This window comes from Candidatus Nitrosomarinus catalina, from assembly GCF_002156965.1.
Classification (GTDB): Archaea; Thermoproteota; Nitrososphaeria; order Nitrososphaerales; family Nitrosopumilaceae; genus Nitrosopumilus; species Nitrosopumilus catalinensis.
The window spans coordinates 612,958-633,034 of record NZ_CP021324.1 but is presented as its reverse complement, the minus strand read 5'-3'; the positions used below and the strand labels follow the sequence as shown (position 1 = coordinate 633,034).

The 20,077-nt window shown below is 30.3% G+C and carries 24 protein-coding genes; 20 read left to right on the top strand and 4 right to left on the bottom strand.

Annotation, left to right across the window (positions count from 1 at the left end):
• Positions 1-46: 46 nt before the first annotated feature.
• From NMSP_RS03790 to bioD, 4 genes are all read left to right on the top strand, one after another.
• Positions 47-751: a DsbA family protein gene (locus NMSP_RS03790; RefSeq protein WP_086907525.1), complete on the top strand. Its 705-nt coding sequence runs from the start codon at positions 47-49 to the stop codon at positions 749-751.
• A 100-nt stretch (positions 752-851) separates the two neighbouring features.
• Positions 852-2,246 carry a hydroxymethylglutaryl-CoA synthase family protein gene (locus NMSP_RS03785; protein ID WP_086907524.1) on the top strand — a complete coding sequence of 465 codons (1,395 nt, stop codon included), beginning with the start codon at positions 852-854 and terminating at the stop codon, positions 2,244-2,246.
• Between the two features lie 90 nt (positions 2,247-2,336).
• Positions 2,337-2,870 carry a helix-turn-helix domain-containing protein gene (locus tag NMSP_RS03780; protein WP_086907523.1) on the top strand — a complete coding sequence of 178 codons (534 nt, stop codon included), beginning with the start codon at positions 2,337-2,339 and terminating at the stop codon, positions 2,868-2,870.
• A gap of 46 nt (positions 2,871-2,916) precedes the next feature.
• On the top strand, positions 2,917-3,600 hold the full coding sequence (gene bioD / locus NMSP_RS03775; RefSeq protein WP_086907522.1) for a dethiobiotin synthase: 684 nt from the start codon (positions 2,917-2,919) through the stop codon (positions 3,598-3,600).
• Positions 3,601-3,602: 2 nt separating this feature from the next.
• Here bioD and NMSP_RS03770 read toward each other — a convergent pair whose 3' ends face one another.
• A complete protein-coding gene (locus tag NMSP_RS03770) occupies positions 3,603-4,151 on the bottom strand; it encodes a hypothetical protein (RefSeq protein ID WP_086907521.1) in 549 nt (182 codons plus the stop codon).
• A gap of 115 nt (positions 4,152-4,266) precedes the next feature.
• Between NMSP_RS03770 and NMSP_RS03765 the strand changes: the two genes are divergently transcribed.
• The 4 genes from NMSP_RS03765 to NMSP_RS03750 all read left to right on the top strand — a co-directional run bounded on the left by NMSP_RS03765 (position 4,267) and on the right by NMSP_RS03750 (position 8,229).
• On the top strand, positions 4,267-4,452 hold the full coding sequence (locus tag NMSP_RS03765) for a hypothetical protein (protein WP_152023803.1): 186 nt from the start codon (positions 4,267-4,269) through the stop codon (positions 4,450-4,452).
• 297 nt (positions 4,453-4,749) lie between these two features.
• Complete coding sequence (gene bioA, locus NMSP_RS03760; protein ID WP_086907519.1) at positions 4,750-6,066, top strand: adenosylmethionine--8-amino-7-oxononanoate transaminase; 1,317 nt, start codon at positions 4,750-4,752, stop codon at positions 6,064-6,066.
• A 71-nt stretch (positions 6,067-6,137) separates the two neighbouring features.
• Positions 6,138-7,115 (top strand): biotin synthase BioB, encoded by a 978-nt coding sequence (gene bioB, locus NMSP_RS03755; protein WP_086907518.1) that lies wholly within the window; start codon positions 6,138-6,140, stop codon positions 7,113-7,115.
• Positions 7,105-8,229, top strand: coding sequence for an aminotransferase class I/II-fold pyridoxal phosphate-dependent enzyme (locus NMSP_RS03750; protein WP_086907517.1), 1,125 nt, complete (start codon positions 7,105-7,107; stop codon positions 8,227-8,229). Before bioB ends, NMSP_RS03750 begins: the two co-directional genes overlap by 11 nt.
• Here NMSP_RS03750 and NMSP_RS08675 read toward each other — a convergent pair whose 3' ends face one another.
• Positions 8,230-8,352: a hypothetical protein gene (locus NMSP_RS08675; protein ID WP_264080403.1), complete on the bottom strand. Its 123-nt coding sequence runs from the start codon at positions 8,350-8,352 to the stop codon at positions 8,230-8,232.
• Between the two features lie 94 nt (positions 8,353-8,446).
• On the opposite strand from NMSP_RS08675, the gene NMSP_RS03745 reads away from it, so the two are divergent.
• From NMSP_RS03745 to NMSP_RS03735, 3 genes are all read left to right on the top strand, one after another.
• Complete coding sequence (locus NMSP_RS03745; protein WP_086907516.1) at positions 8,447-9,178, top strand: cytochrome c biogenesis CcdA family protein; 732 nt, start codon at positions 8,447-8,449, stop codon at positions 9,176-9,178.
• Positions 9,175-10,281: a redoxin family protein gene (locus NMSP_RS03740; protein WP_086907515.1), complete on the top strand. Its 1,107-nt coding sequence runs from the start codon at positions 9,175-9,177 to the stop codon at positions 10,279-10,281. Before NMSP_RS03745 ends, NMSP_RS03740 begins: the two co-directional genes overlap by 4 nt.
• Before the next feature lie 92 nt (positions 10,282-10,373).
• Entirely contained in the window at positions 10,374-11,024 is a 651-nt protein-coding gene (locus NMSP_RS03735; RefSeq protein WP_086907514.1) for a Snf7 family protein, read from the top strand.
• Between the two features lie 17 nt (positions 11,025-11,041).
• On the opposite strand, the gene NMSP_RS03730 is transcribed toward NMSP_RS03735, so the two are convergent.
• Positions 11,042-11,383, bottom strand: a complete 342-nt coding sequence (locus NMSP_RS03730; protein ID WP_086907513.1) for a hypothetical protein — start codon at positions 11,381-11,383, stop codon at positions 11,042-11,044.
• 317 nt (positions 11,384-11,700) lie between these two features.
• On the opposite strand from NMSP_RS03730, the gene NMSP_RS03725 reads away from it, so the two are divergent.
• From NMSP_RS03725 to NMSP_RS08670, 3 genes are all read left to right on the top strand, one after another.
• A complete protein-coding gene (locus NMSP_RS03725) occupies positions 11,701-14,364 on the top strand; it encodes a DEAD/DEAH box helicase (protein WP_086907512.1) in 2,664 nt (887 codons plus the stop codon).
• A complete protein-coding gene (locus tag NMSP_RS03720; RefSeq protein ID WP_086907511.1) occupies positions 14,361-15,005 on the top strand; it encodes an HD domain-containing protein in 645 nt (214 codons plus the stop codon). Before NMSP_RS03725 ends, NMSP_RS03720 begins: the two co-directional genes overlap by 4 nt.
• 187 nt (positions 15,006-15,192) lie before the next feature.
• Complete coding sequence (locus tag NMSP_RS08670; RefSeq protein WP_264080402.1) at positions 15,193-15,321, top strand: hypothetical protein; 129 nt, start codon at positions 15,193-15,195, stop codon at positions 15,319-15,321.
• On the opposite strand, the gene NMSP_RS03715 is transcribed toward NMSP_RS08670, so the two are convergent.
• Positions 15,308-15,724, bottom strand: a complete 417-nt coding sequence (locus tag NMSP_RS03715; protein ID WP_086907510.1) for a DUF371 domain-containing protein — start codon at positions 15,722-15,724, stop codon at positions 15,308-15,310. The two genes, NMSP_RS08670 and NMSP_RS03715, sit on opposite strands and share 14 nt — an antisense overlap.
• Before the next feature lie 52 nt (positions 15,725-15,776).
• Between NMSP_RS03715 and NMSP_RS03710 the strand changes: the two genes are divergently transcribed.
• The 6 genes from NMSP_RS03710 (at position 15,777) to NMSP_RS03685 (ending at position 20,073) form a co-directional block, all read left to right on the top strand.
• Entirely contained in the window at positions 15,777-16,514 is a 738-nt protein-coding gene (locus NMSP_RS03710) for an archaeal proteasome endopeptidase complex subunit alpha (RefSeq protein WP_086907509.1), read from the top strand.
• 31 nt (positions 16,515-16,545) lie between these two features.
• Positions 16,546-17,352: a putative RNA uridine N3 methyltransferase gene (locus NMSP_RS03705; protein WP_086907508.1), complete on the top strand. Its 807-nt coding sequence runs from the start codon at positions 16,546-16,548 to the stop codon at positions 17,350-17,352.
• 210 nt (positions 17,353-17,562) lie between these two features.
• Entirely contained in the window at positions 17,563-18,558 is a 996-nt protein-coding gene (locus NMSP_RS03700; protein ID WP_086907507.1) for a 50S ribosomal protein L3, read from the top strand.
• Positions 18,558-19,370, top strand: a complete 813-nt coding sequence (rplD, locus tag NMSP_RS03695; protein WP_086907506.1) for a 50S ribosomal protein L4 — start codon at positions 18,558-18,560, stop codon at positions 19,368-19,370. The genes NMSP_RS03700 and rplD overlap by 1 nt, the downstream gene beginning before the upstream one ends.
• A complete protein-coding gene (locus NMSP_RS03690) occupies positions 19,367-19,633 on the top strand; it encodes a 50S ribosomal protein L23 (protein WP_086907505.1) in 267 nt (88 codons plus the stop codon). Before rplD ends, NMSP_RS03690 begins: the two co-directional genes overlap by 4 nt.
• A gap of 44 nt (positions 19,634-19,677) precedes the next feature.
• On the top strand, positions 19,678-20,073 hold the full coding sequence (locus tag NMSP_RS03685; RefSeq protein WP_086907504.1) for a 30S ribosomal protein S19: 396 nt from the start codon (positions 19,678-19,680) through the stop codon (positions 20,071-20,073).
• Positions 20,074-20,077: the final 4 nt, after the last annotated feature.

Here is a 20,077-nt window from a genome sequence, read left to right as displayed (position 1 = left end):
TACTAATTGAACAAAGTCTAAATGTACTTTAAGAAATTGAAATTTATTGATTCATCCACCATCTTTAGCCATAGGTGCCATTATTGCATCAATTGCAATAGTGGCTGTAATTTTTGGACTAAATGGAACTTTTGATGAGTCTGAATTAGCAATAAAACCAACACCCGAAATGGATAGTATCGGACCTGCCAAAATTACAATGGAAACATTTCTAGAAAATGGTTCAACAGTCTATGGTGATCCTAATGCACCAATTACATTAGTGGAGTTTGGAGATTACCAGTGTCATTATTGTAATGTGTTTTTTGAGACAATTGAAGGAGACATAATTACAAACTATGTTGAAACGGGAAAGGTAAAAATAATTTTTAAAGATTTCAACATAATTGGTTCTGATTCAGTAAATGCTTCACATGGTGCTCATTGTGCAAAAGATCAAGGAATGTTTTGGGAGTATCACGATATTCTTTATTCAAACTGGACAGGCGAAAATAATGGATGGGCATCTCCAGAAAACCTAACATCATTTGCAAAAGAAATCAATTTGGATATGGATCAATGGGTTGAATGTATGGATGAAAAACCTCATTCAAAGACAATCTTAACTAGTAATGAAGATGCCAAAAAATTGCAGTTGACTGGAACTCCGGCATTTTTTGTAATCAATTCCGATGGACAAGTTTCAAAATTGTTTGGAGCACAACCATTTGAAGTCTTTGAAAGAGTGTTTGATGAACAACTTGAAAACTAGCGATCTGTGCGTAAAAATCTCAAAACAGAATAAAAAATTCATTCCTAGTTAACTAGAATTTACAACAAATACTTAATTACTCATGTAGAAGACGAAGCTTATGGCAGCCGGTATTGATGATGTTGCAATCTATATTCCAAGATTATATCTTGATGCAGCAGATTTTGCAAACGCAAGAGGACTAGATCCTGTAAAATTACAAAAAGGATTAGGTGTTTCTCAAATGGCAATAGTTGATGCAAATCAAGATCCTGCATGTTTGGCTGCAAATGCTTGTCTACGAATTATGGAAAAAAATAATTTATCACCAGACGACATAGGAAGACTGTATATCTCCACAGAATCTGCATTTGATGAATCAAAAGCAATGAATTCTTACGTTATTGGAATGTTAGAACAAGTTTACGGTCAAGGCTCATTTGAACACTGTGGAGGAGTTGAAACAAAATTTGCTTGTGTAAGTGGATCTTATGCACTTTATGATAATACTAATTGGATTAGGGCAGGAGAGGCAGAAGGGAAAAGCGCCCTAGTAGTTGTTTCTGATATTGCAAAATATGACATGGGTTCAAGCGGGGAAATGACACAAGGTGCAGGTTCAGTTGTAATGTTACTAAATGACAAGCCAAGATTATTAGAGTTTGATCCAAAAGTCACATCAACGTCAATTAAAGACGAATATGATTTCTACAGACCATTTGGAAAAGAAACTCCAATTGTACATGGACAATATTCAAATTTACTATACATGATTCAGGTTAGAAAGGCATTAGAGGCATACAAGAAAAGAGTAGTTGCAACTAATTTAATCGAGATGAAAGAAGGTGAAACAATTTTGGATCATATGGACTACATCAACATGCACTTACCTTACAGCAACATGGGAAAGAAGGCATTGGCATATTTAGTTAGACATGAGTGGCGTCAATTACCTAGATGGAAAAATATCCTAGAACAAATAGGAACAGAAGAACCAATTCCAAAAGATCCGCGTGGAACTATTGAATCAGTATTAGGGGATGAAGAGTTTATGGCCAAAGATCATGAATTTACAAAAATGTTTACAAAAACACAAGAATACCAAGATGTGTATGAATCAAAATTATCAAGTTCACTTATTGCTTCATCCATGATTGGTAATTTGTATACGGCATCATTGTATCTTGGATTTAGAAGTAGTTTAGAATTTGAGTATCAAAAAGGAGTAGATTTAGAAGGTAAAAGAATTGGATTTGGATCATATGGCAGTGGAAGCAGTGCAATGGTTTTCAGTGGCGTAGTCCAACCAGAATACGAAGATATTGTCAAATCCATGAACCTAGAGGCAGAGATTGGACCAAGAAGAAGATTAACTTGGAGTGAATACGAGGATCTACATGAAAACAAACTAACTCCTGAGGAATCCAAAATGCATACTAAAAAGGAATTTGTTTTAGTTGATGTAAAAACTGAAACAGAAAGCAGAGGCGAAAGACGCTATGTCTTTACAAACTAATCTACATTCATAGAACATAAAATTAGAATTAACTATTCGATAAATGTACCAATTTGTTATTTAAGAAATTATCATAATACATTGTAATAGATGTCAAATCAAAAGTTAAGTCCGTGTAAGGAATCAGTAAAAGAATGTGTATTGAAAAGACCTGTCACATTTATGAAATTAGTATCTGAGACACAATGTGCAACAGAAACTGTTGAGAAATATCTATCAATATTTCTCGAAGATACTATAGTTAAACAAAAAAAAGGTAAATTCAGGATAATATATTCACCAGAATTAGATAAAACAGTTGTAGAGTTTTACGAGTTACTTCTAAATCCAACAGTCAAGGCAATCGTAATTGGTTTACTCAAATCACAAAAGCCATTATCTCAAATTGAGTTAGTGGCACTTACTGAAAAATCAAATCCATCAATATCAAGAGGATTAAAAGAATTATTAGATAGTAGAATTATTCAGAGAAATTATCATGCACCATTTTCCACATACCAAATTATCAACAAAGAAAGGGTATTTGAAAAATTAGAAAAAACATATCCTGAAATTACTAATAACATTAATGAGTTTGATTTGTGCTATCCAGAACTAAAAATTTTTCTAGATATTCATAAGTAATCTCAAAACCGATGAATTAATCAAGGGATAGTTATTAACAAAACTAATGAAGTCAATTTTTATTACAGGGACTGACACAGATGTTGGAAAAACATACATCACTGCAGGATTAGCAATCACTTTACGAAAAATGAACATAGATGTAGGCGTGATGAAACCTTTTGCTGCAGGTGTAAAGCAAAAAAAAGGTTTCAAGTCAGAAGATGTAGAAATTTTATCAAACTCAGCTAAAATAGATGATCCAGAAGAATTAGTAAATCCACAATTTTTCCCAATTTCAGCCTCACCCTATACTGCATGGAAGAAATTAAAAATTAAACCAAAGATCCCACTAATTCTTTCTAGTTTTAAAAAATTATCAAAAAAACACGAGATGATGTTGGTAGAAGGAATGGGCGGAACTATGACTCCAATTCTTAAAAATTATTTTGTAACGGATTTGATAAAGGATATGAAAATTCCTACAATTATAGTTACACGAAGTAAAGTAGGTACAGTCAATCACACAATTATGACAGTAAAGATGTGTCAAAAATACAAAATTCCAATCAAGGGCATAATTATCAATAATTTTGATAAGGGATATCCAATTAATCAATTAAAAAAAGATTTAGAAAGTTTAACTGGAATTAAGGTGTTAGGTTCAATTCCATTCATTAAAGATATGAGCGATAAATCACTATACAGAATTTTTAAAAAAAATATAGATATGAAATTAGTTTTAAAATAATTTTAAATTCTTAGAATTTTGAACTTGTTTGATTTACCAACATTTGAAAATTGTGAGATTTCAAATATTATTTTTGAAAAGGAATTATTTTCTTTGGATAAAACAAATGATTTACAATTTGTATTGACATCTTTGGATAAAACAACCCAAATATTTTCAATAGTTGGTTGTACAGACTTTAATTGAGAGATCTTTTGATCAATAATTTGTTTATCAGAAGATTTTGGAATTAATATTAACAGAGTCATTTTTGAATCTTTTTCCAATGTCCTAACATCAGGTATTACAATATCAAGTTCTAATCCTTGATATTCCACTTTTCTTTGACTGTTTAAAAGAGCATTTGTAAGCAAATAGTGGAGCAACCCTGTTGCCAGTATTCCAATTGCCTCCTCTTTTTCATCCATTACTATAATATCATCATAGCAATTTTGAATAATTTCATCGATAATAACATCAAATTTTTGTTCAGCAATTAATTTAGGAATGGTTTTTGATTTGTCAATGTAATCAAAAAGATAGTCTTTGATTGGATTAGATTCCTCAGACATATGGTTAAATCCCATTTCATCTACATTATAATCTAATTATTTTTATGCGGAATTATCATTAACTAAAGATATGGATTTTTTCAAAAATAAGGTAAAAAAGTTTCAGGAAAAAAAATTGGATGAAATTTTATTTAAAATACAGTTTCATGAATCCACCAGAAAAAAACTAGAAGAAGAAATGAAAAAAACCAGAATATCGGATGAAAAATCTCAAAAGAAAATAAAATATCATTTTCAAATGGAAGAAATTTGGAGAGGTAATGAAAAAAAATTACGCAGTCAAATGAAAGAAAAAGAGTAAAAAATCTAAGTACTATGAAAAAAAATTATCGTTTTAATACAAATATCATGTACTGCAAATAATGGATTTGCAGTTTCTAAATGAATTAAAAAAAGAGAATAAAGAATTACGACGAGAACAGAATAAAAGATATCGTGAAAAATACAGAGAAGTTATAAATTTAAAAAAACAGCTTGCATACCATAGAGAAAATTTTGAAAAAAAACGTCTAAAAAACTAAATTTTTAAGCGTATTTTTTTATTTAAAATAAAAACAATTACAAGAAATTATTAAGTTCAGAAAGTATATCAAAATACTTGACTAGTTCTGTATGGCATCCAAATACCCAGATGAAAGAATGGGGCACTTTTGATACAATATCAAAAGGTAAAGGAATATGGCTAATTGATTCTAAAGGTAATAAAATAATTGATGCAGTAGGATCAATGTGGTGCAATGTTTGGGGACATTCCAACCCAGAATTAGTCAAAGCAATTACAAATCAGAGTAAAAAAATTCAGCACTCATCAATGTTTAATCTTACAAATGACCCTGTTGAAAAATTGGCAAAAAATCTGATAAGAATTTCTCCGGGAATGAATAAGGTGTTTTATTCAGATAACGGTTCATCTGCAATGGAAATAGCCATAAAAATTGCATTGCAATATTGGAAAAATATAGGAGAATCAAAAAAAACACAGATTGCAACTATTGAAAATGGATATCATGGGGACACATTTGGAGCCATGTCAGTGGGATATGTTCCTGAATTTTTTGGTAAATTTAAAAAACAATTATTTTCAACTATACAATTTCCAGTTCCAAACAAGTACAGGATTCCTAAAGGATTGACATTAACTGATTACCAAAATGATTGTTTAGAAAAAATGGAAAAAAGATTTTCTAAAGACAACAACATTGCTGCCTTCATAATGGAAAGTGGTGCACAAATGGCAGGCGGAGTGATTATCTATCCAAATGATTTTCAAAGAAAAATTAGTAAATTATGCAAGAAGCATGGAATACTATTTGTTTTAGATGAGATTGCAACTGGTTTTGGCAGATTAGGATCAATGATTCAATACAAAGAACAAAAAAGTATTCCAGATATTGTGGCATATGGAAAAATGTTAACCGGAGGGTATCTTACTATGGCAGCTACACTATCAAGTAAAAAAATTTATGATTCTTTTTCAGGAGAGTTTAATCAATGGAAACATCTCTTTCATGGACACACATATACTGGAAATCCAATTGCAGCATCTGTTGCCAATCAGAATATTTTGATGTATGAGAAGTATGATTTAATTAAAAAAATACAAAAGACATCCAAAATATTTTCACAGTATTATGATGATATATCTGCAATAGACATTGTAGGAGACATTAGACATAAAGGAATGTTGATGGGAATCGAACTGGTATCAGATAGGAAAAAGAAAATTCCAATTAAAACAAAAAAATCAATTAACAAAGTATTCTTTGAAGAAGGAAAGAAAAATGGGATATACCTAAGAACTCTTGGAAATATCGTGATGTTGGTACCTCCTTTATCAATTGAGGAAAATGAGTTGGAATCACTCCTAAAAAAGACAATTAAGACTATTCAGGCAGCAAAATCACATATTATTTGACTGTTAACTAGGGAATTTCTTAGGGTTAACAATTACCATATTTTTATAAATGGAAATAAAAAACTTTGAACATGAGCAATTTGGAATTTATCAAGGAGTGTCAAGAAAAAGTATTTTCAGGAGAAAGGATTTCCTCAGAAGATGCAAAGAAGTTATTTAACGTTCCAGAAGATGATCTCAAAGAATTAGCTAGATGTGCCAATGAAATAACTAGAGACTATAATGGAAATAAAGTAGATGTTGAACAATTAAACAATATTAAAAAAAATGCATGTAGTGAAGATTGTACCTTTTGTGGACAATCAGCATTTTTTGATACAGGTATTGAAACATATCAATTACCAACACCAGAAGAGGTAGTTACAAAAGCTCAAAAAGCAAAAGATGAGGGTGCAGAATCATATTGTCTAGTTGCAGCATGGAGAGAACCTTCATCAAAAGATTTTACAAATGTTTGTAAAATCATTTCAGAAATTAATAATAAAGTTGGAATTAGTGTTGAATGTAGTTTGGGTTTTCTAACAAAAGAACAAGCAACTAAACTCAAAGAACTAAAAGTAAAAAGATATAATCATAATTTAGAAACAGCAAAGTCAAAATTTCCAGAAATATGTACAACTCACACTTACCAAGACAGATTAGACACACTTGAAATTGCAAGAGAGGCAGGTTTGGAGTTGTGTACTGGAGGAATTATTGGTTTAGGAGAAACAAGAGACCAGAGAATCGAAATGACATTAGAGTTAGCAAGAATATATCCTGAAGAAGTAACAATAAACATACTAGTTCCGGTTCCAGGAACACCTTTAGAATTACAAGTGGATTTACCTAATTCTGAAATTACCAGAATATTTTCAGTCATACGTTTCTTATTGCCTGAATCAGTCATTAAAATTTCTGGAGGAAGAGAGACAAACTTGGATGATTCAGGTGAAGAATTGTTACAAAGTGGAGCAAATGGAATTATTACACAAGGATACTTAACGATGGATGGAAACGATGCCCAAAAAGACCGCAAAATGATAGAAAAAATTGGTCTTGAAGCATAAACTCAATTTTATTGATTCAGAGTTATCCAAAATTAAGAATGATAATTTACATAGAAAATTACAATATGGAAAAGCACAAGGCGCATACATAACAATTAAAGAAAAAAAATTAATTAATTTATGCTCAAATGATTATCTTGGAATTCCAATAACCAAAATTCAAACAAATCAACTTCAATCAAGTTCCAGATTAGTTTCAGGAAATGATGAATCATATAGAAAACTTGAAAAAATTCTATCCAAGCACAAAGGACAACAAAATAGTTTAATTTTTCCTACTGGATACATGGCTAATTTAGGTTCAATTTCAGCAATAGCAAAAAAAGGAGATTTAATTCTAAGTGACGAATTAAATCATGCCAGCATTATTGAATCATGTAAATTATCGGGTGCCAAAATATCAATTTACAAACATAATGACATGAATGACTTATCAAAAAAAATTAAATTACAAGGAAAAAACAAGTTCATCATAACTGAAGGGATTTTCAGCATGGATGGGGATGTATCATCACTAAAGGAAATTACAGAAATTTCAGAAAAAACAAATGCCATTACAATTGTAGATGATGCACATGGAGATTTTGTAATTGGAAAAGATGGAAAAGGTACACCAAACTATTTTAACGTGGCAAAAAAAATTGATTTGTATATCAGTAGTTTAAGCAAGGGACTAGGATCGTTTGGAGGCTATGTGTCATCACAAAATAACGTTATTGATTCATGCATAAACAAGTCAAAATCATTTATCTATACATCAGCTCTACCATCATTTTTAGTGGAGCATTCAATTAAGAGAATTCAGTCAAACAGAGAAATTCAGCAAAAAAAATTACATGACAATATAGCAAAATTATCAGAGGGTCTAAAATCAATCGGGTATGAAATTAATTCTAAATCACAAATTATACCAATAATCATAGGAAAAGAAAAAACAGCGATGGAATTTGGAAAATTTTTATTTAAAAATGGAATATTTGCTCAACCAATCAGATATCCAACGGTTGCAAAAAATCAAGCTAGACTAAGAATTTCAGTCACAGCATGGCTAAAAAAATCAGATATAGAGGAATCCTTACAAATATTTGAAAAAGGTTTTAAGAAATTTTACTAATTATCGTGATGCATCCATTCCACCAAAGTCCAAGTTTAATGGGTTAGCTGGAGAGCCAATAATCACAGCGATGGTAACTAGTATACCTAATGAAATTCCTACAATTACAAATCGCATATTCATAAATTATATCCAAAATACCTAGATAAAAAGGAGCGTATTAGAAACAGACAAAATTTGTAATAAGGCTTTAAAATAAAAATAATGAATTTAACACATGGCTGACCCTACAATACTAATTGCATTTACTGCAGGTCTAGGATCATTTATTGCTCCATGTATTTTACCTATGATTCCAGCCTTTTTGGCATATATTTCAGGAACAACATTAAACGAGATTAAACATAATCAAAAAAGTAATTTTCAAATTAATAGAGGAAGCATTATTGCAAATACAATATTTTTTGTATTAGGGTTTTCAGTTGTTTTTTCAACTTTAGGGGTTTTAATTAATAGTATTTTATCAAGTTCAGTTACTCAATTTTTAGGGGATTTAAATTCAATTGCAGGAATAATTGTGATCATATTTGGAGTGTTCCTATTACTATCACAAAAAATAAATTTTATAAATAAAGAAAAAAAAATTCAAATTAAAAAATTCAGATCAAGTTATCCAATGTCTTTCGTATTTGGTTTAGCATTTGCGATTGGATGGACACCATGTGTTGGTCCAATATTGGGAACGATTCTAACATTAGCTGCAACAATACCATCAGTTTCATTCAGTTTATTATTAGCATATTCAGCAGGTTTAGGAATTCCATTTATTTTAATGGGAATATTTTTTTCAAAATCAACAAAAATAATTTCTTCCATGACAAAACATCTAAAATATTATAATTTGTTAATTGGAGGATTAATCATAATGTTAGGAATTTTGATATTTACAAATCAACTTGCATATATTGCAAATTTTCCATTACTCAATGAGATTGTGATGTTAGGATGAATTCAGAAATAAAGAACATATCCATTTTTGGGGGAATTATAATATCAGCAGTAGTATTTTTAGGCATAATTTTCGTGGGATTAGATGATTTATCATTACAAAATCAAGGTTCAACAACAGGAGTATTTTTGAACATTAATGATTCAGGAGTAAAAAAAGCACCTGAACTAGTAGGAATAGAGCATTACCTCAATACAACACCTGAAAAATTAGAACAAGAAATGGACAACAAAGTTGTACTTTATGACATATGGACCTACAGTTGCATTAATTGTATCAGAACATTACCATTCATTACATCATGGGACGAAAAATATTCTGATGAAGGTTTGCTAATTATTGGCATACATTCACCTGAATTTGAGTTTGAAAAAGATCCTAGTAACGTACAAGATGCAATAGAAAAATATGAAATTGATTATCCGATAGTCATGGATAACAAAATGGAAACTTGGAAGGCATTTGAAAACAATTACTGGCCAAGAAAATACATCGCAGATCATGAAGGGAATTTAAGATATGATCATATTGGGGAAGGGGCATATGAAGAAACTGAAAAAATTATTCAGCAATTACTTGATGAAAGAGCTCAGTCAATGGGAATCAAAACAGTATCAAACAAAGAATTAGTTAACATTGAAGAATTTGAACATACACCATTTAGAACTCCAGAATTATATTTTGGACATAAATTTGCACAAAATAGAAATAATTTAGGAAGTAATGAAGGATTTCAACCAGAAAAAATTGTAACATATGCAGAGCCTAAAAAAATAGAATTAAACAAATTCTATCCAGTAGGAGATTGGAAAAATTATTCAGACAGTATGGAATTAACTGAAAGTAATGGAAGTATCAAAATGTACTTTGAAGCAAAAGAAGTCAATATTGTAACAAATAGTTATGCAGAAATAGAAATATTCCTCGATGGAATTCCCCTTAATGAAAAAAATACTGGTAAAGATATTTCATTAAATGGAAAATTGATTGTAAGTGATCCTGGAATGTATAACATCATTGATAGTGAAAATAGCATCTCAGGTATATTACAAATGGATATCCAAGGCAAAGGATTTCAAGCATTCACTTTTACGTTTGGATAAGATGTAACCGTGTATAGTGTAACCGAAGGTACACAAACCAGAGTTACAAATCTGTTTAAAAGAAAAAAATTAAGAAAAATTACGAAATCAGTATGATAAGTAATTCATGGAATAAAACAGAAGGAGAATCAATATCTCAAAAAGTAATGGGCAAGGTAAAGCCTGATGAACCATTAAAAAATAGAATTGATTTTGCTCAGAAAAAACTACAATCACAAATTACAAAATTATCAGGAATTAATGAAAAATTACAAGCAAAACATGACAAAATTTTTGAAAAATGTGTAAATGCACAGAGAAATAACAAACCAGTTTATGCACAAGCATATGCAGGAGAATTAGCACAAGTTAGAAAAATGAAAAACATGGTAAGTGGAGCAAAACTATCCATGGAGCAAGTTAAACTTAGATTAGACACTGTTTCAGAATTAGGAGATGTTGTTGTAACATTGAGTCCATGTATGTCAATAATCAAAGGATTAAGTCCATCATTAAGTGGAATTATGCCTGAAGCAAATGCTTCAATGCAAGACTTATCACAAATACTTGGAGATGTTATGTCAGGATCATCCGTAGGAATGGAAGATAACTTTACTACACAAACTGAAACAAATTCAGACACACTTGCAATATTAGAAGAAGCACACAATGTTATTGCAGGACAAACAAAATCATCAATTCCAGAAGTTCCAACAGAATTAAGACAACAAGTAGCACAGAAAAAAGCAGATATCTTCATTTAGAATTAACTAATACACAGTTACTTTGATTTCTTTTTACTCTTTTGAATTAGAATTTTTTTAATTCTGGATATTGTTGGATAACTATAGCCTCTACGACGGTAATTTGAAATCATCATTTTCCAATTTTTTAATCTCCATTGAGCTTGTTCGGCAGTAACTGAATGTACTTCTTTTTGAACAATACTTTTTCTTCCAACTTTTAGAGTTCCAGAATCTTTAGCATGCCATCTACTTTTTGCAAATTTAAGGCCAGTAATTATTTCATTGACAGGCATTTCCTTGAAATATTCTTTTAGTTTTTTTAATTCAAGATCTGTAGGTTTTTTTGAAATTGGGAGTTCAACACTAAATTTTGCCATGAAATTCCTAAAACATCATAACTTAAGAATTTTGAAAAAGTAGGATAATTAATCAGATCTAGGAATGAAATTATCAATTATCAATTAAAGTTTCTAAAGATAATCCAAAATATCCATTATTTGATCCATCTAGAGATTTCATTAATTCGATTTTTAATGATCTCAATTCTTTGTTATTTTTCATAATTAATTTACAACTAAACTAGAAATAATATTGTCTTTTTAATTTGGGTAAACCAATAGCTCGTAGTCAATTAACTAATTTATGAAATTATTAAAAAATCCTTTTATGACAAAAATAAAGTAAAGCAAGAGAGATGAAGTTTTGCCCAACATGCGATACAAAACTTTCAAAAAATTTGAAAGATGTTGCAGCTCCAGGAATATGTCCAAAATGCAATCCTGAAAAAATTATTCCAAGAAAACCAACATACGGAGTCAATTATTCAGGAAGAACAAAACAGTGTTCTAAGGGCTGCGGTTCAGAAATTTACTGGGATGATGAATTCAAATCAGATAGTGGTAAATTCATTCCTCTTGATGCAAGAACAGATGAGCCACATAGTTGTAATGGTCCAGAAATTTCAGCAGGTTATTTTCCAGATGAAATAAAAAATATTGGAAAGATAGTAACTCCTAAAAAAATTAAAACAGAATTAAAAATTTTAATACCTGAAAATATTTTATTTGATGTAAATAAAATACCAAAATTAGAAGTGGATAACGATATAATTATTCACGAATTAGTAGAAGGTCATAGGAATCAAACATTAGCAATTATTCATTATGAAAAATTACTTTCCTTAGAGCCAGAAAAAATACCAGTAGAAAATCTCAAAGATGTTTTATCAACAAAAATTATTGAAGGATTAAAAAAATATGGTTTTTCAGGAGTTCTACCATTTCAAAATGAATCAATTAGGTCAATTTTAAATGGAGATAATTCAATTATTTCTGCACCTACAGGTTCAGGAAAAACAGAGGCATTCATAATTCCAATTTTGCAAAAAATATTAGAGAAACCAATTGAAGGTGTTTTTGTATTATTGGTTTATCCATTAAATGCATTAATTGATGATCAAGTTTCAAAAATTTCAGATTTAATTGATAAATGTGAATTAAATGATATAATTTCCACATATTCAATTCACGGCGGACAGAATTCACAGTACAAAGATAAAATAATTTCAGAGTCATATAAGAAATCAATTATTCTAGCAACAAACTTTGATTTCATTAATTATCATTTAATTTTACAAGATAAAAAATGGAATCAGTTATTTAAAAATGCAAAAATAATTGTAATGGATGAAGCACATTCATACACAAGTTTTCACGGCTCTAATGTTTACCATGTATTAAAAAGAATGAAAAACTATATGAAAAAATTTCAAATCATAGGAGCATCTGCTACGTTAGATAACCCTAAAGAATTTTTTTCAAACATGTATGATTTACCTGAAAAATCTTTCACACATATCAAAAGTGAGTCAAAAAGAAAACAAAACATGCATCGATTTTTCATTATGCCAAGAAAATATGGTCAAAGAACAACTATGGAAATGATTACAACAATATGCAATAAAAAAAAATCCAAACAATTAGTATTCAGCAATAGTCATAATGATGCAGAATTTTTAGCATCAAATGTAGAATCTATGAATGAAAAAATAAGAATACAAATTCATCGTGGCGGTTTAGAACAAAAAGATAGAAAGATGTATGAATCACAAATGAAAGAAGGGGAGTTAGATATTTTATCATGTACGCCTACATTAGAGCTGGGAATTGACATTGGTAATGTAGACGTAGTAATTTCTGCATTCAAAAATGAATATGATTCATTTATTCAAAGAATTGGAAGAGCAGGAAGAAAAGGACAAAAATCATATGCAATCTGTGTTTTTGATCCAGAGGATGCAGCATGTCATTATTTTGCACGAAATATCCCTGCATATCTGAATCAAAATCATCATGTTGAAATTAACAAAGAAAACTCCATAATTTCAGAAAAACATACTCTATCAATTGGAATGGAAAAACATGCAGCATTAGAATCAGACAAATCCAAATTTTTTGATTTTGCAAATAGCATTAATCTAAGAGGAGCGTCAGGAGAAATCACAATTTTTCACAACTCAAAAAAAATCGGAACCAGAGACACACCTGTTGGATATTATCAACTTCATCAAAATGGAATATATCATTTTAATAAAGAAAATTATCAGGTAAAATCAATAGATAAAACTGAAAACGGTGCAAATGCATTTTTAGAAAAATCTAATGAAATTCACAAAAGGACTATTCCCATAGTAAAGACATCATTAATGCAAGTGACAGAAAAAGAATCAATTAAAAAAGAAATTAATTCACATCTAAAAAAATTATCTTTACGTTATGGATTGATAAAAATAGATAGAACGATTACAGGGTATCTAAAAGGAAATTATAACGATACGTCAGATAAGTTTGAAACGTTTGATGGAAAAACAATATCAAATTGGAATAATTTTAGTTGGAGTTCAAAACATTATTGTACGAGTATTACTATACCAACTGAATTCATATCTAAAATAAATGGAGATGTAAAAAATTCATTTACATCAGATTCAAAAATACATACAATTACTCATGTTTTAGTTAATGCAAGCAAAATATTGACAAAATCAGAATCAAATGATATTGATGCATATTATGAAAATGGAATTATTCATTTGTTTGACAACACGTCAGACGGATACAATGGGTGTAGCAAAATAATTTATGAAAATTTTGAAGAAGTTATGAAAACCTGTTTTGATTTGATTAGTGAATGTAATTGCAAGGAGGAATCAAATACAGATCAAGAATCAGCATCAGATGAATGGGGAGGGTGTCCAAAATGTACATTTACAACAAATTATTGTCAAACAAAAAACAAAAATTTATCAAAAAAATCAGCATTAGATTTTTTTTCAATCATGTGTAGTGTAAGTAAATGAATTCACTAAAAAATGCAGAATTATTTGCAAAGACAAAACATGGAGGGAAATTGAATGGGATTGGAGTCTCATTTTCAAATCACTTAGAAAATGTTGTAAATAGGCTCAAAAGCTTAGGGGTGATTGATGAGGAAGTACTTTGTGCAGGATGGTTACAAGATATTTTGGAACACACTGATACAAGTTTTGATGAATTGTTTGAAAAATTTGGTAGAAGAGTTTCAACATTAATTTTATCATTAACAGAAACCAAACTAGTAATTGATACAAATGATAATTCAACATTATCGTTAACAAAAAAAAGAACTATTTCAAAAAAACAAAGGCAAAAAGAATATGGAATAAAGATCAAAGAATCAGAATTAGATGCAAAATTAATTAAATTATGCGACATATCAGCAAACTTAAGTGAATTAAAAAATCAAGTTATTTCAAAATCTAAAAAAAGACGTATTCTTAGAGAACTAAGATATTATCTTTTAATAATTGAAAAAGATCTTGCAATGCATACAAAATATCCACAAATAATTACTTTATTGGAAACAATTAATCAAAATTTGAAAATTCAAAATAACAATGTAGTCAAACTAAAAAAGAAATCCAGTACAGGCACAAAACAATCTAAAAAGAACAAAGCATAGATCAAAATAAATTAGAAATAAATACTATAGAATTATCAAATAATTATGAATTTAAAGAAAAGCCTTGCAAAGTTTTGCATAATGAAAAAAGTTCGTGACAAAGCAAACGAAACTGACGACGAATAAAAAATTCTTAGATTTTTAACATCCTAATGGAATATTCGAGTTTTTACATAATGTGTTGTATATGGCAAAACCAAAAATTATGGATGCAAAAGTCCCTAACGGCACTAAAAGGAAAAAATTAGTTTTACGTCCCATAAAAATTAAAAATAAACACGACTATAAAGTTGTGACAGTTTCTAATCAACTGTAATAATAAAAACTCCTTTTGTTTTTGGATTTTGTAATTTAGTAACCATTTCTCTAGGCACCAAATCAGAGGCTTTATCACATTTTACAGACAATGTTCTAGGACATGTAAAATCACTTTTTCGTAAAACAATATCCTCTTGATGAGTCAAGGTTAAATTTGGATGTCCTTTTCCTTGTATAGAGAATTCATTATCTCCAACTTTAATCAAAAATTTAACATTAGTTTCAGGATTTTTTAATTTATTTTTTAATTCTTCAGGTAAATCATTGCATGAAGAGTTAGCACTAACACCTACAATACAATCACCACGAGTGGTTAGATGAGATTCTTTTGTAATCTCTATAGTATTTTTATGATTTGATCTAATGTTTTCATGGCCAAAAAATTCAATTTCATACTTCACGCCAAATCTAATAGGCTAGACTTAAATTAATCCTTCACGGCATTTTGATCAAATGCTTCCTGCACAACAAGGTTATGATCGAGCAATTACTGTATTTTCTCCTGACGGTAGATTATACCAAGTAGAATATGCAATTGAAACTGTAAGAAGAGGAACAGTTGCTGTTGGAGTAAAATGTAAAGAAGGAATTGTCATAGCAGTAGAGGAGAAACCAAGAAAATTACAAATTTCAGAAACTGCTCAAAAGATATTTCAAATTGATGATCATGTAGGAGTGGCTGCAGCAGGATATATTCCAGATGCAAGAAGTCAAGTAGATAATGCAAGATTCTTTTCTCAAAGTAACAAAATGATTTATGATGAAGAAGTTGAAGTTGAAACAATTGCAAAACATTTAGCTGATCAATGTCAACAATATACACAATATGCAGGAGTAAGACCATATGGTGTTGCTTTAATTTTGGGTGGAGTAGTAAACAATACACCTCAACTATACCTTACAGACCCAAGTGGAACTTACATTTCATATGATGCAATTTCTATTGGTTCAGGTTCTGATAGTGTTACAGACTTTTTAGAAAAAACATACAAAGAAGAATTAACATTAGATGAAGCATCAACATTAGCAGCTGCCGGAATTTATCTTTCAAGTGAAGATAAAGAGGGAACAAGTCATATCAGAATGGCACACATTAAGACAGAAACAGGTTTGTACGAATTAGTTTCAGATGAACAAATCGTTAATTATGCAAATACTGCTAAAGAAAAATATCCACACGGAAAAAATTAACTAGTTAAAACTACTGTGAGATTAAATTACATTGAAAATATCTGTTGCAATTCCCACATCCTCATTACAAGATGAATCACTTAAGATAGATAAAACTAGAAAAATTTCAGTTCTAGCAAGAGCATGTGCAATTTTTAAAATTGATACAATCTATGTCTATAACGAAGGCAATAATGGTTCAGATGGAAGTTTCATGACAATGATTCTAAGATATTTAGAGACTCCCCAATTCTTGAGAAGAAGACTATTTCAAAAAGTAAATGATCTTAAATTTGCAGGAGTATTACATCCATTAAGAATTCCAAGTCATAATACTCCAACGAATGCAAAAAAAATTGTTGCAGGAGATATCAGGGAGGGAGTAATAGTAACAGTCAAAGGTAAAAAATTTGTCGATGTAGGAATTAATCAATTAATTCAATTTTATGGCAAAACCCCAACTGGAAAAAGAGTGACAATTCAATTTAAAGAAGGATATCCAAGATTATCAGTTAAAGAAATTGACAATAGCGAATCAAAAACGTATTGGGGCTATGATGTCAAAGAAAGATCCAACTTATTTTCATTGCTATCAGAATGGAAAGGAAATATCATTATCACATCAAGAAAAGGCAAAACAGTAACTAAAGAACATCTTGAAAAATATACTAAATCTGAAGAAAACTTACTAGTTGTATTTGGATCTCCAGAAAAAGGAGTTCATGAAATAATTGGTGGAAGAATGAACAAAGTTCAAAATTCAAAATCATTGAATTTTTTCCCTAATCAAGCAACTGAAACAGTACGTTTGGAAGAAGCATTGCTCGGCACGTTAGCAATAATTAATGCTCAAAAATAATTATAAAACATGGCAGAAAGAAAAAATTTTTTGATATTTGCAATAGGCATAGGTGTTATGGGAGTAATTATTGGCGGAATAACTATTTGGAATATGATTTCAGATGTTTTAAAATAACTTAATTTAGTCATGATGGTTAACCTGTTAAAATATTTTGGTTAACGACAACTAACAGGGTTTAATAGAGGGAATTCGAGAGACGATTTAACAATGGGAGCTCGAAAAAGACATTCACCACGTAGAGGTAGTTTAGCATACTCACGTAGAGTTCGCGCAAAAACTATGGAAGCAAGAATTAGAGCATGGCCAAGTAGATCAGCATCAGAAGAACCAAAAATTTTAGCTCATTGCGGATTCAAAGCAGGTTGTGTTCAAGTAGTAAGTATTGATGATCGTGAAAAAGTTCCTAATGCAGGAAAGCAATTAGTTAGTTTAGGAACTGTCTTAGTTACACCACCAGTTTTAATTTTAGGAATTAGAGGTTATTCAAAAGATCATGACGGATTACATGCTGAGTTTGATGTTTATTCAGAAGATATTCCAAAATACATTTCAAAAGAAATGACTTTTAAAAATAAAGAGGGCGCATTAGAAAACGCAGAAAAAAGTTTAAAGAAAATTAAAGAAATATTTGCAATCGTTGCAGTATCTCCAAGAGCTGCAGGATTAGAAATGAAGAAACCATATATTTTTGAAGCAATGGTTAGCGGTGGAGACATTGAAAAACAATTTGCACATGTAAAAGAAGTATTAGGAAAAGAAATTAAAATTGATCAAATTTTTGAAACAGGTTCAACAGTAGATGTTGCAGCAATTACAAAAGGTCACGGATGGCAAGGTGTAATGAGAAGATGGAATGTAAAAAAGAAACAACACAAATCAAGAAAGACAGTTAGAGAAGTTGGTTCACTAGGTCCAATTTCACCACAAAGTATCATGTACACAGTCCCAAGAGCAGGACAAACAGGTTTTCATCAAAGAGTTGAATATGATAAAAGAATTCTAGTTATGGGTAATACAGATAACGATAAATTAAAAATTAATCCAGATGGAGGATACAAACACTTTGGTTTGGTTAAAGGAGATTTCATTATTTTGAAAGGTTCAGTTCCAGGAACATATAGAAGACTAATCAAATTAAGAAGTCAAATTAGAAATGCACCAGTTAAAGTTAACAAACCAAATATCTTGGAGGTTGTAATATAATGAAAATTACAACATATACAACTACAGGAACTAAAGATGGAGAAATCGAATTACCAATAATTTTCTCAACACCATTTAGAAGAGAATTAATTCACAAAGCATGGATAAATCTTACATCTCACAAATTCCAACCACAAGGAAGACATCCAAGTGCCGGTCAAGATGTTGTTGCAGATTCAAATGATCCACCAACAGGTCAAGGTGTATCTCGTGTTGCAAGAGCTCAAGGCGGGGGCGGTGGAAGACAAGGTCAAGGTGCAGAAGTTGCTTCAACTAGAGGTGGAAGACAAGCACATCCACCAATTGTAGGAAAAGTAATTTACAAAAAATTAAACAAAAAAGAAAACAAATTAGCATTGTGTTCAGCTATTGCTGCTACATCATCAAAGACAATAATAGAATCAAGAGGTCATAAAATCGAGGGCATAGAATCATTCCCAATAATTGTTTCAGATGATATTGAATCAATTTCAAAATCAAATGAAATGGTCAAAGTACTAGAATCTCTAAAACTAACACAAGATACAGATAGATTAGAATCAAGAAAATCACGTTCAGGACAATCTCGACTAAGAGGCAGAAGTAAAAAAGTCGGAAAAAGTGTTTTGTTTGTTACTAAAGATGATAAAGAAGTGTCTAAAGCAATAGGCGCATTACCAGGAGTAGAAGTAAAAAGTGTAAAAGACTTGAGTGTCTTAGATTTAGCTCCAGGTTCACATCCAATCAGATTAACAGTGTATTCAAAATCAGCAATAGAAGAAATTGCAAAAATTAAATCAACACATCTAGAAGTAATGGTGAAATCACAATGAATGTAGAAACAGCAATGAAAATAATTGTCAAACCATACATTACTGAAAAGACATTTGCCATGATAGAAAATGAAAATAAAATCTGCTTTATTGTTGAATTATCTGCAAAAAAACCAGAAATAGCAGAAGCAGTCAATACACTTTACAAACAAAAAGTAATCAAAGTAAACACAGCAAGAACAATTTATGGTAAAAAGGCATTTGTTCAATTTGAAACCACTGAAAAAGCTAGAGATCTCGCAACAAAGATAGGAATGCTCTAATATGGACGATAAAACTCGAAGTAGATTAACATTGGAGGAAAAAATTGGTTAAAGAATTTCAATATAGAGGACTAACTAAAGAAGAGTTAGATAATACTTCATTAGAAAAATTATTCTTATTATTCAATTCCAGACAAAGAAGATCTCTTACAAGAGGGATTACAGATGGAAAAAGAAAATTAATTGAAGAAATTAAAGCTGCAAAAGCAGGAAAATTGAAAAATCCAATCAAGACACATCTTAGGGATTTAATTATTCTACCATACATGGTAGGCGTTACAGTAAATGTTTTCTCAGGAAAAGAATTTCGTCCAGTAAATATTACAACAGAAATGGTTGGTCGATATTTGGGAGAATATGTCATAACAAACAAGAAGGTACAACACGGTGCACCAGGAGTAGGAGCATCAAGATCCAGCCTTTACGTACCATTGAAGTGATTAT